At 64.4% G+C, this 13,558-nt stretch carries 13 protein-coding genes; 7 read left to right on the top strand and 6 right to left on the bottom strand.

All coding sequences use genetic code 11. The features are described from left to right. The first annotated feature begins 44 nt into the window (after nucleotides 1-44). Nucleotides 45-1,112, top strand: coding sequence for an alpha/beta hydrolase (locus tag FJ946_RS27925; protein WP_140566914.1), 1,068 nt, complete (start codon nucleotides 45-47; stop codon nucleotides 1,110-1,112). 52 nt (nucleotides 1,113-1,164) lie between these two features. Continuing rightward, nucleotides 1,165-1,629 carry a hypothetical protein gene (locus tag FJ946_RS27920; protein ID WP_140566911.1) on the top strand — a complete coding sequence of 155 codons (465 nt, stop codon included), beginning with the start codon at nucleotides 1,165-1,167 and terminating at the stop codon, nucleotides 1,627-1,629. A gap of 15 nt (nucleotides 1,630-1,644) precedes the next feature. Here FJ946_RS27920 and pyk read toward each other — a convergent pair whose 3' ends face one another. Both pyk and FJ946_RS27910 read right to left on the bottom strand, forming a co-directional pair. Continuing rightward, complete coding sequence (gene pyk, locus FJ946_RS27915) at nucleotides 1,645-3,078, bottom strand: pyruvate kinase (RefSeq protein WP_140493391.1); 1,434 nt, start codon at nucleotides 3,076-3,078, stop codon at nucleotides 1,645-1,647. After that, a complete protein-coding gene (locus FJ946_RS27910) occupies nucleotides 3,075-3,563 on the bottom strand; it encodes a DUF1036 domain-containing protein (RefSeq protein WP_140493388.1) in 489 nt (162 codons plus the stop codon). The genes pyk and FJ946_RS27910 overlap by 4 nt, the downstream gene beginning before the upstream one ends. A 246-nt stretch (nucleotides 3,564-3,809) precedes the next feature. Here FJ946_RS27910 and FJ946_RS27905 point away from each other — a divergent pair, with 246 nt between their 5' ends. The 3 genes from FJ946_RS27905 (at nucleotide 3,810) to FJ946_RS27895 (ending at nucleotide 6,236) form a co-directional block, all read left to right on the top strand. Next, the gene (locus FJ946_RS27905; RefSeq protein ID WP_140493385.1) at nucleotides 3,810-4,607 is read left to right on the top strand and encodes an N-formylglutamate amidohydrolase; all 798 of its coding nucleotides are present in this window, start codon (nucleotides 3,810-3,812) and stop codon (nucleotides 4,605-4,607) included. A gap of 10 nt (nucleotides 4,608-4,617) precedes the next feature. Beyond that, nucleotides 4,618-4,926 carry a DUF1244 domain-containing protein gene (locus FJ946_RS27900; protein ID WP_140493382.1) on the top strand — a complete coding sequence of 103 codons (309 nt, stop codon included), beginning with the start codon at nucleotides 4,618-4,620 and terminating at the stop codon, nucleotides 4,924-4,926. Nucleotides 4,927-5,054: 128 nt separating this feature from the next. Then, nucleotides 5,055-6,236: an MFS transporter gene (locus FJ946_RS27895; protein WP_140517584.1), complete on the top strand. Its 1,182-nt coding sequence runs from the start codon at nucleotides 5,055-5,057 to the stop codon at nucleotides 6,234-6,236. On the opposite strand, the gene FJ946_RS27890 is transcribed toward FJ946_RS27895, so the two are convergent. Then, nucleotides 6,194-7,108: a LysR family transcriptional regulator gene (locus FJ946_RS27890; protein WP_140566909.1), complete on the bottom strand. Its 915-nt coding sequence runs from the start codon at nucleotides 7,106-7,108 to the stop codon at nucleotides 6,194-6,196. The genes FJ946_RS27895 and FJ946_RS27890 overlap by 43 nt on opposite strands. Nucleotides 7,109-7,224: 116 nt before the next feature. Between FJ946_RS27890 and FJ946_RS27885 the strand changes: the two genes are divergently transcribed. Both FJ946_RS27885 and FJ946_RS27880 read left to right on the top strand, forming a co-directional pair. Further along, on the top strand, nucleotides 7,225-7,434 hold the full coding sequence (locus FJ946_RS27885; RefSeq protein WP_140566908.1) for a DUF680 domain-containing protein: 210 nt from the start codon (nucleotides 7,225-7,227) through the stop codon (nucleotides 7,432-7,434). Nucleotides 7,435-7,502: 68 nt separating this feature from the next. After that, the gene (locus tag FJ946_RS27880) at nucleotides 7,503-8,459 is read left to right on the top strand and encodes an SDR family oxidoreductase (protein WP_140566906.1); all 957 of its coding nucleotides are present in this window, start codon (nucleotides 7,503-7,505) and stop codon (nucleotides 8,457-8,459) included. A gap of 56 nt (nucleotides 8,460-8,515) precedes the next feature. Here FJ946_RS27880 and FJ946_RS27875 read toward each other — a convergent pair whose 3' ends face one another. The 3 genes from FJ946_RS27875 to FJ946_RS27865 form a co-directional block, all read right to left on the bottom strand. Then, nucleotides 8,516-8,674 (bottom strand): DUF3309 family protein, encoded by a 159-nt coding sequence (locus FJ946_RS27875; RefSeq protein ID WP_140493366.1) that lies wholly within the window; start codon nucleotides 8,672-8,674, stop codon nucleotides 8,516-8,518. A gap of 97 nt (nucleotides 8,675-8,771) precedes the next feature. Continuing rightward, a complete protein-coding gene (locus tag FJ946_RS27870; protein WP_140517580.1) occupies nucleotides 8,772-11,948 on the bottom strand; it encodes an efflux RND transporter permease subunit in 3,177 nt (1,058 codons plus the stop codon). Nucleotides 11,949-12,023: 75 nt separating this feature from the next. Beyond that, entirely contained in the window at nucleotides 12,024-13,199 is a 1,176-nt protein-coding gene (locus tag FJ946_RS27865; RefSeq protein WP_140566904.1) for an efflux RND transporter periplasmic adaptor subunit, read from the bottom strand. Between the last annotated feature and the right edge of the window lie 359 nt (nucleotides 13,200-13,558).

The raw sequence follows: 13,558 nt of genomic DNA, 5'->3' as shown, positions 1-13,558 counted from the left end.
CTCCCCTACTCCCCTATTCCCCTACTCCCTCTCGTATATCCCACATGAACCTGCTCTATGCCGCCTTTGCCTTCCTTCTGGCGCTTGTCTTTGGATTTGTCGGCATCACCCGCGTCGGCTCCTGGCTGATCGAGCGCCGCAACCCGGCCGTCGGCGAATTCGTCGACATCGATGGCGCGCGCATCCACTATGTCCACGTTCCTGGCCCCGCCAAGGCCGACCTGCCGCCTGTTGTCTTCATCCACGGCGCCAGCGCCAATCTCAGGGATCAGATGCTGCCGCTCAGGCCGTTGCTTGAAGGGCGCGCCGAATTGCTGTTCTTCGACCGGCCGGGATTCGGTTGGTCGGGACGCGGGCCCGGCAACAACGAGGATCCGTGGTCGCAGGCCGACACCGTCGCCGCGCTGATGGACCATCTCGGTATGAAGCAGGCTATCATCGTCGGCCATTCCTTCGGTGGCGCGGTGACGACCGCCTTCGGCCGCGAGCATGCCGACAAGACGCTCGGGCTGGTATTCCTGGCACCGGCAACCCATCCGTGGCCCGGCGGCGCAACCGCCTGGTACTACGACCTGACCACCATTCCGGTGATCGGCCGGCTGTTCTCCGAAACGCTGAGCTATCCGGCAGGAATGCTGCGGATCGCCGACGCTACGACCTGCGTCTTCTCGCCCAACAAAGTGCCGGACAATTATGTCGCCAAGGCCGCGATCCCGCTGGTGCTGAGACCGTCGGCCTTCCGCGCAAATGCCAGCGATGTCGCCGGCCTCTACCGCTATGCGCTTGGGGCCGCGCCGCGCTACGCCGAGATCAAGGCGCCGACCGTGGTCATCTCGGGCGATCGAGACAAGGTCGTCTACGCCCATATCCATTCGGTCGGCCTCGAGCGCAACATTGCCAGCGCCGAACTGGTCTGGGTGCGCAATCTCGGCCACAAGCCGGACTGGATCGCGTCTGATCTGGTCGTTGGCGCCATCGAGAAGGCCGCCGGCAGGAGTGTGGATCTGGAGGCAATGGCAAGGGCGGTGGAAGCGCGGATCGCCGGCGATGCCTATGGCGTCGGCAAATGCGCCGACCTCAAGGAACCCGAAGCGGAGTTGGCGCCGACCTGATGTGCGTCTTCCGAAAATGGTCGTCGAAAAAGGGTATCGGGGCCGGAGCGGCATGTACGTCCTCAAACACGGCATAAAGAAAAATCCCGAAAAATTCTGGGCGCTGCCGGACCGCATCTTCTTCGGTTACGGCGCCTGCCCCATCCTTGCGGGCGTCTTTCTCAGCTATCCTCCCCTGGACGGATTTTACGGCGAGCGGATCATTCCAAGCGGGAACGATTCCGGAAACCATATCTATGTGACCAACGGCGTGATCGCCTTCGACTACCATGGCTATTCCAGCTGCGAACGGCTTCTGGAACACCACAAACGAGGATGGGCTTCGCACAGCGCCGACTGGCACTGCACGCTGGAAAAGGTCGATTTCGATCTGCTCGACACTGCCGAACTTAATCGGCGAAAGATGCGGGGACCGGATCAATACCTGCAAGATCCCATACCCCGCGCGCGTCGCTTCCTTCAGCGCATTGACCACGCCGCAGCGGCAACAAGAGCTCTCAAGATCGCAACGCGGTGACGCCCTGGGGCGGGCTTATCGGGTGCCCAAGTCCGAACCGACATAGGCGATGCGCAGCATATTGGTCGAACCGGGCGTCCTTAGCGGCACGCCGGCGGTGATGATGACGCGGTCGCCGGGCTTGCCGAATTCCTCTTCAAGCGCGATGCGGCAGGCGCGATCGACCATGTCGTCGAGATCGGTGGCATCGGGGGAGACGACGCAGTGCGTGCCCCACAGCAGCGACAGCCGCCGCGCCGTGTTGACGATCGGCGACAGGGCCACGATCGGCACCTGCGGGCGCTCGCGCGCGGCGCGCAGGCCCGTGGTGCCGGAAGCCGTGTAGGTGATGATCGCCGACAGTTTCAGCGTCTCGGCGATTTCGCGGGCCGCCAGCGAGATCGCATCGGCGCCGGTTGCTTCAGGCTCGGAACGCTGGGCGTTGATGATGCCTGCATAGGTCGGATCGGTTTCCACCTTGGTGGCGATGCGGTTCATCATCGCCACCGCTTCCACCGGATAGGCGCCCGCGGCCGATTCGGCCGAAAGCATGATGGCGTCGGCGCCTTCGAAGACGGCGATCGAAACGTCGGAGACTTCCGCGCGGGTCGGCACGGGCGCGGTGATCATCGATTCCAGCATCTGCGTGGCGACCACCACCGGCTTGCCGGCGCGGCGCGCTGCGCGCGTGATCTGCTTCTGGATCCCGGGCACGGCTTCCAGCGGCATCTCGACGCCGAGATCGCCGCGCGCGACCATCAGCGCGTCTGAGAGTTCAATGATTTCGGCCAGACGGGCAACCGCCTGCGGCTTCTCGATCTTGGCCATGATCAGCGCCCGGCCGCGTGCGATCTTGCGCGCTTCGGCCAGGTCCTCCGGCCGCTGCACGAAGGACAGCGCTATCCAGTCGACGCCGGTGGCGAGCACCGCGTCGAGATCCCTGCGGTCCTTCTCGGTCAGCGCGCCGACCGGCAGGTCGGTATCGGGCAGGCTGACGCCCTTTCTGTCGGAAATCGTGGTGCCGGCAACGACGGTGCAGACGATCGCCTTGCCATTGGCCTTCACCGCTTTCAGCTCCAGCTTCCCGTCATCGATCAACAGCCGGTGACCGGCCTCGACCGAACTCAGGATTTCGGGATGCGGCAGATAGACCCTGGCCGCGGTGCCGGGCTCGGGATTGTCGTCGAGCGTGAAGGTCTGGCCGACGGTCAACACCTCCTTGCCGTTGGCGAACTTGCCGACGCGCAGCTTGGGTCCTTGCAGGTCGGCAAGGATGCCGATCGGCCTTCCGACCGTCTCCTCGACAGCGCGGATGCGTCCGACCAGCGTGCGCATCAACTCGTGATCGGTATGGCTCATGTTGATGCGGAACACATCGGCGCCCGCTTCGAACAGCTTCTTCAGCATTTCCTCGGAAGAGGAGGCCGGACCGATGGTGGCTAGGATCTTGACCTTGCGGCTGCGTCTCATTGACTGTTTGTTCCCGGGGCGGCTGGCGCGCCTCCCGTTGCGGGGTCGTCGGTTAGCTGGACCATCCAGCTTGCCTGCTCGCCCGTGTCGTATTCCTGGAATCCGGCGCGCTGGAAGCCCCGGGCGACGCAATCGGTGACGCCGGCGATCTTGAACTCTTTTTCAGCCACGCACATGTTGATCGGGCCGTCCCAGCGTCCGCCGCGTTCGGCGTCTTCTGCATAAAGATAGTAAAACCTTGATGACAGCGGCCCTTCGATCAGCGTCTTGCAACTCGATCCTTCGATGTGCCACCAGCCCTCGGTGATCCAGCCGGCCTTGGCACGATAGCCGATGCCGACGCCGACCAGGTTTTGCGTCGCGTTGCAGACGCGGAAATCAGCGCGGGCGGGCGAGGCCGCAACCATCGCGGACAAACCCACGGCGAGCGTCAGGAGCGGCATGGCGAAGGCGAAGCGCACGCGCCGCCCGCCGGCGGAACTCATCCTGAAACCCCTCAAGAACCACATCAGCATCTCTCTGCGCCCCTTTTCGGAAAAGTCCGGGCGCATGTCAACGCGCCGTTTTGTCCAATTCCAATCGATTTAAGAAGGCTCCCGGCGCGCGATCCGTCGCCCCTTGCCAGATTTCAGCGGAAACCTTGGCCAAACAACGGCATTGCGCCCGCGTCGTCTTCGTGGAAAGACGATAGCATCCTCCCCGGAAGCCAGCGAACAGACCATTTCCCGCCAATGACCCGATCCACAGTTTTCGCGCCTTTCGATGTCGTCGAGGGCGACCGCAAGCGGGGCATGGTGCTGTTGGCCGACCATGCCCGCCGCGACCTGCCTGAAGACTATGGCAGCCTTGGCCTGCCGGCGGCGGCGTTCGACCGCCACATCGCCTATGACATCGGCGTCGAGGCGGTGACGCGCGAACTCGCTGCGTTGCTCGACGTGCCAGCGGTGCTCGCCAATTTTTCGCGGCTGCTGATCGATCCCAATCGCGGCGAGGATGATCCGACGCTGATCCGTCAGCTCTATGACGGCACGGTCGTGACGGGAAACTATCCCCTCGCCCCGGAGGAGCGCGAAAGGCGGCTTGACCGCTTCTACCGGCCCTATCACGACGCCGTCGGCGCCATGATCGCCTCGGTCGCGCAGGCTTCCGGCAAGGCACCCTTCATCTTCTCCGTGCATTCCTTCACGCCGGTCATGCAGGGCAGGCAGCGGCCGTGGCATGTCGGCGTGCTGTGGGACCGCGACGACCGCGTGGCGCGGCCGCTGATCGACATGTTGGCCGCTGACAAAAACCTCGTTGTCGGCGACAACGAGCCCTATGACGGCGCGCTGCGGGGCGACACCATGTTCAGGCACGCCATCGTCAACGGCTATGCCCACGCGCTGATCGAAATCCGCCAGGACCTGATCGCGACCGGCGGGGATGCGCTTTCGTGGGCTGAGCGTCTGGCGCCGATCGTTGACGCGATCGATCGCCGTCCCGATATACACCAAGTGAAGATGTTCGGCTCGCGCACCGGGCCGTTATGAGGAGGTTTCGATGACCGAACTCAGCGACGAACAGAAACGCGACTTCGAGGCCGCCGCCTTTCGCCGGCTGGTGGCGCATCTGCGTGAGCGTGGCGACGTGCAGAACATCGATTTGATGAACCTCGCCGGCTTCTGCCGCAACTGCCTGTCGAACTGGTATCGCGAGGCCGCGGAAGCCGAAGGCGTCGATCTCAGCAAGGACCAGTCGCGCGAGATCGTCTACGGCATGCCTTACGCGCAATGGCAGGCGCTGCACCAGACCGAAACCTCCGACGCCAAGAAGGCCGAATTCGAGGCCAGGCGACCCAGAGACCACTAGGTGGTCTCTCACGTCCTCGATTACCCTAGGCGTTCGTTTGGCCCAAATGCTTCCCGAGCGCAGCGCTTGACTGAAAATTGAATCGATCTAATTTGCCGCGCAAAGCCACTTTCTGACCGGATTCGCCTATGAACGCGTCGAATGCAATGCAGACCGCCATTCGCGGCCGCTGGGCCGTGGCGGCCATCTTCCTCGCCAACGGCTTCCTGACCGGCAGCTGGGCGCCGCAGATCCCGGTGTTCCTGACCCGCCTGGACATTTCCAAGTTCACTCTGGGGCTTTTGATCCTGCTGTTCGGCGCCGGCGCCGTCACCGCCATGACCTGGTGCGGTCACCTGATTTCGAAACACGGCTCGCGCACCGTGCTGCGCTGGTTTGGCCTCTGCGGCAGCCTCGGTCTGCTGGTCGTGGCGCTGGCGCCCAACGTGCCGCTGGCTGCCGTCGCCATGTTCATCTTTGGCGGCTCCATCGGCGGCATGGATGTCGCCATGAACGCCAATGCGGTGGTGGTCGAGCGGCGGCTGTCGCGCGCGATCATGTCCTCCTCGCATGGCTTCTGGAGCCTCGGCGGTTTCGCCGGCGGTGCCCTTGGCGGCTTTGCCATCCAGAATTACGGCCACCTCGCCCACGCCGCGGTGGTGACGGCGCTTGCCTTCGCGGCGATCGCGGCGGCGGTGCCCTATATCGTCGCCGAGGGCAGGCCGCAGGCTGCCGAGCATCATAAATTCACCTTGCCGGGCAACCCGCTGGTCTACCTCGTGGGCCTGATGGCGCTGCTGACGATGGTCTCCGAAGGCGCCGTACTCGACTGGGCAGCGCTTTATCTCAGGCAGGAACTCGGCGCCGATCTCGCCATTGCCGGTCTCGCCTACGCCGCCTTTTCCGGTGTCATGGCGATCATGCGTTTCTTCGGCGACGGCGTGCGCAATCGTTTCGGGGCCGTGACGACGTTGCGCGGTTCGGCGATCATCGCTGCCGCCGGCATGCTGATCGCAGGCCTGTCGCCCTCACCCTGGCTTGCCATCTCCGCCTTCGCTCTGTGCGGCTTCGGCATCGCCAATATGGTGCCGATCATCTTTTCGGCCGGCGGGAACCAGGAAGGCATGTCATCGGGCACCGGCATGAGCGTCGTCACCACCATGGGCTATTCCGGCATCCTCGTGGCGCCCTCGGCGATCGGCTTCGTCGCCGAGCATTCCAGCTTCGGCCCGATCTTCATCGCCATGTCGGGTCTGCTGATCGTCGTCCTGCTGATGGCCGGATTAGCTCATCGCGCCGAATTCGCTCCCGACGCGGCGCCGGCCGAATAGCGTTTCAGTTCCTCGTGAAGGAAATCCGCCACGCGTCGGATGCGCACGCTGGTGCGCACGTCGCGATGCATGGCCAGCCACACCGGCAGCTTGGGCAGCGGCAGGCCCGGCAGCACATCCTCCACCAGGGGGTCCCGCTTGGCCAGCGGCTCCTGGCCGAGGCCGATGCCGATTCCCGCCCGCACCGCCTCCCAAAGCACGATCTGGTTGTCGGCCCGGAAGCGAAAACTGTTCCGCGTGACCGATATGCCGAAATGCGTAAAGCCTCGGATCATCTCGTCGCTCCGGTCGAAGCCGATCAGCGCGTGGTCGAGCAGGTCGGCCGGCTCGCGCGGGCGGCCGCACCGGTCGAGATAGGCTAGGGAAGCACAGGCGCAGAGCGCGATATCGCAGACCTTGCGCGCCACCAACTCGTTCTGTGTCGGCTTGACCATGCGGATGGCGATGTCGGCATCCCGGCGCAGCAGGTTCTCGACCTGGTTGGAAGCGACGATCTCGACCTCGATGCCGGGCTCCTCGATGCCGAGCCGCGCCATCATGTCGGGCAGCACATAGGCCGCCACCACCTCGCTGGCGGCGATGCGCACCGTCCCTTCGATCGCTTCGACCGAACCCAGCGCCAGCCGTGAAAAAGCGCTCGCCTGCTCGCTCACCGCCTTGCCGCGCTCTAACAGAGTGGCCCCGGCTTCCGTCAGCGCGTAGCCGCTTCGCCCGCGCCGGAAAAGGATGACGCCGAGCGCCTGTTCTAGTTCCGAGATGTGGCGGCCAAGCGTCGGCTGACTTGCCGACAGCTTTCTCGCCGCGGCCGACAGGCTGCCGGTCTCAGCGACCGTGACGAAGCTTTTGATCAGGTTCCAGTCGATATCAGCCATTCACAACTGAATATCAGAACTGCACACATGGTCAATTTCAATTCATTGGTGAGGCAATCATATTCGGCCTGCAAACATCGATACGCCCTGCAACAAGCCAATCAGGAGTAACCCAAATGACCAGGATTGCACTCACCGCCGCTGCCCTCCTCATCGCCGCCAACGCCGCTTTCGCAAGCAGCGACAAGTTCGGCTCGAACAATGCCAGCCAGACGCCTGTCGCCAGCAAAGACAAGACGATCACCACATCGATCGAGAAGTCGAATGCAATCATCCGGAAGCCGGTCGTCCAGGGCAGCAACCGCGACCTCTTCGGCAACCGCTGAACAGACGCCGAGATATCCCCAAGGCGGTGGGCTTGTCCCGTCGCTTCACAGCAAACAGGAGACGAAGAATGACCAAGATTGCAATCCTCGGCGCCAATGGCCGGCTCGGCCGCGTGGTCGCCAAGGCCTTCATCGACGCGGGCTATGATGTCCGCGCCATCACCCGCACCGGCAAGGTGCCGGCTGAGCTTGCAGGCGCGACGGCCGTCGCCGGCGATGCGCTGGACCGCGAGTCTCTGATCCGCGCGACGCAGGGCGTCGACATCATTTTCAACGGCCTGAACCCGATCTACACCGACTGGGGCAAGTGCCTGCCGATGGCCGAGAATGTCATGACCGCCTGCCGAGCCAACGGCACGCTGCATCTCTTCCCCGGCACCGTCTACAATTATGGCTCGCCGATGCCGGCGGTGATCACGGAAGACACGCCGTTCCATCCGACGACCGAGAAAGGGCGGATCCGCTGCGCCATGGAGGAGCTGTTCCGCCGTGAAGCTGAGGCGGGTCGGGTGCGCACGATCATTCTGCGCGCCGGCGATTTCTTCGGCGGCACCGGCAGCGGCTCCTGGTTCGACCTCGTCGTCGCCGCCAAGATGAGCAAGGGCATCTACACCGCGCCCGGCCCGGCCGATCTGGTGCATGAATGGGCCTATCTGCCGGATTTCGCAGTCGGTTTCGTTGCGCTGGCGCGCAATCTCGACAAACTCGGCTCTTACGAGGCGCTGAATTTTCCGGGCCATGCCGTCACCGACATCGAGATCAAGGCGGCCGCCGAAAAGGCGCTCGGACGCAAGCTTAAACTAAGCTTCATGCCGTGGTGGGTGCTGCGCGCCGGCAGCCCGTTCGTGGCGATGTGGCGCGAGATCGTCTCGATGTCCTATCTGCGCTTCGAAGCGCACCGGCTGGTCTCGGCGCGACTGAACGAGGTCATCGGCGAAATCCCGCATACACACCTGGACCAGGCGGTGCATGAAGCGTTGCAGGATATCGGCGTCGCCGTCGGGCCGGCCCACCAAGCAGCGTGACTGCCGAGCGTGCCGAAAAGACGGCAACGGCGTGCTCGGCCGCAAATCGGTGCCGGTCAGATCCGGCCCATCAGAAGCAGGATAAGCACCACGACGAGGACGACGCCGACGATGCCCGACGGCCCGTAACCCCAGGAGCGCGAATGCGGCCATGCCGGCACCGCGCCAATCAGGATCAGGATCAGGATGATGATGAGAATCGTGCTGATCGTCATTTTAGAGCCCTCGCCGTCTGGTTGAATCCGAGGGAACAATGCAAAAGGCCGCCCGGTAGTTCCCGGGCTGCCTTTTGACCTGGCTTGCGAAACCGCTCTATTCGGCGGCCTTCGGGAAGGCGATTGCCGGCTCGGCGTCGCCATCGGCTGCTGGCTCCTGCGGCGAGATCTCTCCCTTGCCGCGTCGCAACAGCCGGCTGAACCACCCTCGCCGCGCGCCTGGCTTGACCTTGGCGCGGGTGAACACCATCAGCATCGACGGCGTCACCACCAGCGTCAGCACGGTGGCGAAGGACAGGCCGAACACGATCGCCGAGGACAGCGAAATCCACCATTGCGTCGAAGGCGCGTTGATCGTCGTCTCATGATGGAAGATCTCGAGGCCGAGGCCGAAGGCGATCGGCAGCACGCCGAGGATAGCCGAAACCGCCGTCAGCACCACCGGGCGGGCACGCTCGCGGCAGGTCTGCAGCACCGCTTCCATCTTGTCCCAGCCCTCCTCGCGCAGCCGGTCATAGGTGTCGATCAGCACGATATTGTTGTTGACCACCACGCCGGCCAGCGCGATGACGCCGATGCCCGACATGACGATGCCGAACGCTTCGCCTGTCAGAAGCAGGCCCAGGAACACGCCGATCGTCGCCATGACCACGCAGGACAGCACCAGCCAGACGCTGGTGAACTTGTTGAACTGCGCCAGCAGCACCAGGAAGATCAGGAAGATCGCCGCGCCGAAGGCCTTGCTGAGGAAGGCGCTCGCTTCCGCGCTGTCCTCGTTGGAGCCGGCGAGCTTCCAGCGTATGCCGCTGCCGAGATCCATGTCCGAGACCGCCTTGGTCACCTGCTCCTGTACGGCGGCGACCTGCGCTCCGGCGGCGACATTGGCCTGCACCACGACGGTGCGCGCGCCGTCGATGCGGTTGAGAATGCCGACCGTCGGCTCGGGCTTGCGCACGACGAAGTTCGAGATCGGCACCGACCCTTGCGACGTCTGCACCCTGAGTTCGTCGAGCGTCGACAGCGTGCGCCGGTCTTCCGGAAGGCGCAGGCGGATGTCGACGGCATCGTCCGCGCCCGCCGGCCGGTATTCCGACAGCTTCAAGCCGTTGGTCACCAGCTGCACCACGGTGCCGACCGAGGTCGGGCTGATGCCGTATTGGGCGGCCTTGGCGCGGTCGACCTCGAGCGCCCAGTCGACGCCGGGCGGCGGCAGGCCGTCCGAAATGTCGATGACGTTGGGCACCTTGGCGATCCGCGCCGCCACTTCGCGCGCCTTGTCGTCGAGCCCGGCGGGATCGGCGGCCGAAAGCCTGATCTGGATCGGCTTGCCGGTCGGCGGGCCGGCCTCCGGCACGCGCACCTCGACGTCGACGCCGGGAATGCCGGCCATGACGCCGCGCAGGTCGCTGAGGATCTGGTTGGCGGATTTGCGCTCGCGCCAGTCGACGAACTCGTACTGGATCACGCCGACGACGTCCTCGGGAATGTCCTGGCCGCCGCCCTGAGTCTTGCCGGCGCGTGTATAGACCGATTTTACGCCCGGCCAGCCGAGCAGCCTGTTCTCCGCCGTCCTGGTGGCGGCATCCATCTCGGCCAGCGAAAGATTGCCGCGCGCATGCACGTAGAGCAGGCCGTAGTCCGGCTCGACGCTGGGGAAGAACTCGACGCCGGCGCCGTATTTCGAATAGGCGTAGCCGACGCCGAACAGCAGCGCCACGGTGAGCACCAGGACGGTGATCGGGAAGCGCACCGCCTGCTTGACGATGGCCATGTACCAGCCGTCGCGGTTGTCGTCCTCGTGATGCTTCGGCGCCTTGGCGAAGATCGCGCCCAGCGTCGGCGCGAACACCAGCGCATAGAGCATCGAGGCCGACAGCGTGACGATCAGCGTGATCGGCATGTATTTCATGAAGTCGCCGATGATGCCGGGCCAGAACAGCAGCGGCGAGAACGCGGCGATGCGCGTCATCGTCGCCGCGATGACCGGGCCGGCCATGCGCTTGGCGGCGAGCGCGAAGGCATCCGCCTTCGGCATGCCTTCGCTCATGCGCCGCTCGGCGAACTCGGTGACGATGATGGCGTCGTCGACCAGCATGCCGACAGCCAGGATGAGGCTGAACAGCACGATCATGTTGATCGTGTAGCCCATCATGGCAAGCAGCAATATGCCGATCAGGAAGGACGATGGTATGGCCAGCCCGATGAGCAGCGAGGCGCGGCCCGACAGCGCGTAGAGAATGACGATGAACACCAGGATCACGGCGATCATGACGTGGTTCTGGAGGTCACCCAAGAGCTGGTTGACGAAGACCGACTTGTCCTGCGTGTAGGTGACATGCATGCCTTCGGGCATCGTCTTGATGAAGGTGTCGGACACCTCCCTGACATGGTTCAGCGTGTCGATCAGGTTGGCGCCGATGCGCTTCTTCACCTCGATGGCGATGGCCGGCTTGCCGTCGAGGCGAGTGACCGTCTCGGCGTCCTTGAAGGTCGAGCGTATGGTGGCGATGTCCTTGGCCTGCACCACGGCGTTGGGTGTGGCGACGACCGGCAGGTTGGCCACGTCCTCGGGCGTCTCGATCAGCGACGGCACCTTGACCGCGTATTTGCCTTCCGAGCCTTCGAGATTGCCGGCGGCGACCAGGCTGTTGGAGGCGCCGACGCCTTGCATCAGCTGGTCGAGCTGCAGCCCGTAGGAGGACAGCTTCACCGGATCGATGACCACTTCGACCAGATCGTCGCGCGCGCCCTGCAGCGAGCCTTCCAGCACGCCCGGTACCTCTTCGATACGGTCGCGCAGTTCGCGCGCAGCCGCCGTCAGCACGCGCTCCGGCACGTCGCCCGACAGAGTGACGACGAGGACCGGAAACTCGGAAACGTTGACCTCGTTGACCGTCGGCTCCTCGGCCGCCTGCGGCAGGTCGGCCTTGGCGTCCTGCACCTTGCTGCGCGTGTCCTGGAGCGCCGTGGCCAGATTGGTCTGCGGCTGGAACTCGACAAGCACGTAGCCGCCGCCCTGGAAGGCGGCCGAGCGCATCTCCTTGAGGCCCTTTAGGCTCTTCAGCTTGCTTTCCATCGGCCGCAGGAGAAGGCGTTCCGAATCCTCCGGCGAAATGCCCTGGTAGATCAGGCTGATATACATCATCGGGATCGGAACGTCGGGTTCCGCTTCCTTGGGCGTCGACTGATAGGCGACCCAGCCCGCCGCCAGCAGGAACAGCAGGGCGGATATTGTGAGGCGGGCGTTGTGGATTGCGAGTCTGACGATATCCATGACTTGATGCCTGCTGTTTCTTCGGAAGCGGCGAACTGGCGGGAGGCGCCGGAGATCCCGACGCCGGGCTTTGCGCTACTGCGTACCGGCGGTGGCTTCGCCGATCAGCTTGTTGATGGTCGCCTGGTCGGCCTCGACGGGCTTGACGATATCGCCTTCCTTCACCAGTTCCTGGCCGGCGACAATGATGCGCGCATCTTTCGGAATTCCGCCGAGCACGAGACCGTTCGGCATGTCGTCCACCAGGTCGATCGGGTAGAAGGCCACCTTGTCGTCGCTGCCGACGGCGCGGATGCCGAGATCGCCCTTGTCACCCAGCGTCACCACCGAACGCGGCAGCAGAACCGCGTCGGTCGGCTCGGCGCTGAGCGTGATCTCGGCCGTCATACCGGCGGGGATGCTGCCATCCGCATTTGGGATCGCCACTTCGACACGGAAGGTGCGGGTCTGGGAGGAGGCGTCGCGGCTGATATACCGCACGGTGCCGGTGACCTTCTGGTCGTTGACCAGGCGCACATTGGCCTCTTCGCCGATCTTGATGTAGCGCAGGTCGCGTTCGCTGATTTCGCCGCGGGCGATCACCGGATCGAGCTTGAGGATGGTCGCCACCTCGCCGCCTTGCATGACCGAGCTGCCGAGTTCCACCGGCACCCTGTCGATGACGCCGTCGAACGGCGCCTTGACCTCGTTGCGGTCGAGCTCAGCCTGCGCGGTCTCCAGCATCGATTGCGCCGAGGTCAAATTCGAGCGCGCCGTGTCGAGCTGCAGCTTCGGCAGATTGCCGGTCTTGGCCAGCCGTTCGGCGGCGTCGAGCTCGGCCTTGCGTTGCGCCAGCAACTGCTTGGCGTTGTCGACATTCGAGATTTTCTCTTCGGCCGCCAGCATCAGAACCAGATCGCCCGTCTTGACGTGCTGGCCTTGGCTGACCGGCAGTTTGTCGATGACACCGGCGACGCGCGTTGCTAGCACCGCCCGCTTGTCGGCCTCGGTCAACCCCGAAATGCGGATAGCGCGCGCATAGGTCTTGCGCGGCGGCGTCACCACCGCGACGGTGCGCGGCGCGGCTTTCGGCTCGGCTTGCGCCATGTTCGGCTTGCCGGCCTCCGGCGTCTTGGCCTTTTCGGCCTCTGCCGCCCTCTGGGCGTCGGCGGCGGCACTGCCAACGGATGAAAACTCGCCCGTCGCCATCCAGGCGGCGAAACCGATGAGCACAACAATGGCAGCAAGCTTGTGAAACCTGATTTTCGGCATCGTCGTTTTTTCCACTGCGGGGTTTGGCCGGGACTGCGTCCTCCTCGAGGAGCGCGTCGCCGATATGGGTGCGCGCCAGGCCGTGTTCAAATTGCCGTGATCGGCGAAGCGCGCTTCTACATCAAGTTTGCAACGCAATATAGTCGGAAAGTTGCAGCAGCATTTCGAAGCCGGACGGGCGTGAGTGCCGCGAAACGTTTTTTGCCCAGAGGCGGTGCGGCTTTGGCGGGCTTGCTGGCGACCGATGATCGGCCGTGAAAGGTCCGACGCCGCAAGGCCGGCGTCCGCTCTCGCAGGCACGATGCCGGCGCGGAGCGATTTTCAACCCGGCGCGGGTTTCGAGCACGATGATAACCTCG

The organism is Mesorhizobium sp. B2-4-7, from assembly GCF_006442685.1.
Lineage (GTDB): Bacteria > Pseudomonadota > Alphaproteobacteria > Rhizobiales > Rhizobiaceae > Mesorhizobium.
Note: the sequence above shows the minus strand (reverse complement) of the source record. Positions and strands in the feature narration are given on the sequence as shown.

What these genes read in the sequence shown, in the direction of transcription:
- FJ946_RS27925 (WP_140566914.1), top strand. Translation starts at nt 45, where the DNA reads ATGAACCTGCTCTATGCCGCCTTTGCCTTCCTTCTGGCGCTTGTCTTT.
- FJ946_RS27920 (WP_140566911.1), top strand. Translation starts at nt 1,165, where the DNA reads ATGTACGTCCTCAAACACGGCATAAAGAAAAATCCCGAAAAATTCTGG.
- pyk (WP_140493391.1), bottom strand. Translation starts at nt 3,078, where the DNA reads ATGAGACGCAGCCGCAAGGTCAAGATCCTAGCCACCATCGGTCCGGCC.
- FJ946_RS27910 (WP_140493388.1), bottom strand. Translation starts at nt 3,563, where the DNA reads ATGAGTTCCGCCGGCGGGCGGCGCGTGCGCTTCGCCTTCGCCATGCCG.
- FJ946_RS27905 (WP_140493385.1), top strand. Translation starts at nt 3,810, where the DNA reads ATGACCCGATCCACAGTTTTCGCGCCTTTCGATGTCGTCGAGGGCGAC.
- FJ946_RS27900 (WP_140493382.1), top strand. Translation starts at nt 4,618, where the DNA reads ATGACCGAACTCAGCGACGAACAGAAACGCGACTTCGAGGCCGCCGCC.
- FJ946_RS27895 (WP_140517584.1), top strand. Translation starts at nt 5,055, where the DNA reads ATGAACGCGTCGAATGCAATGCAGACCGCCATTCGCGGCCGCTGGGCC.
- FJ946_RS27890 (WP_140566909.1), bottom strand. Translation starts at nt 7,108, where the DNA reads ATGGCTGATATCGACTGGAACCTGATCAAAAGCTTCGTCACGGTCGCT.
- FJ946_RS27885 (WP_140566908.1), top strand. Translation starts at nt 7,225, where the DNA reads ATGACCAGGATTGCACTCACCGCCGCTGCCCTCCTCATCGCCGCCAAC.
- FJ946_RS27880 (WP_140566906.1), top strand. Translation starts at nt 7,503, where the DNA reads ATGACCAAGATTGCAATCCTCGGCGCCAATGGCCGGCTCGGCCGCGTG.
- FJ946_RS27875 (WP_140493366.1), bottom strand. Translation starts at nt 8,674, where the DNA reads ATGACGATCAGCACGATTCTCATCATCATCCTGATCCTGATCCTGATT.
- FJ946_RS27870 (WP_140517580.1), bottom strand. Translation starts at nt 11,948, where the DNA reads ATGGATATCGTCAGACTCGCAATCCACAACGCCCGCCTCACAATATCC.
- FJ946_RS27865 (WP_140566904.1), bottom strand. Translation starts at nt 13,199, where the DNA reads ATGCCGAAAATCAGGTTTCACAAGCTTGCTGCCATTGTTGTGCTCATC.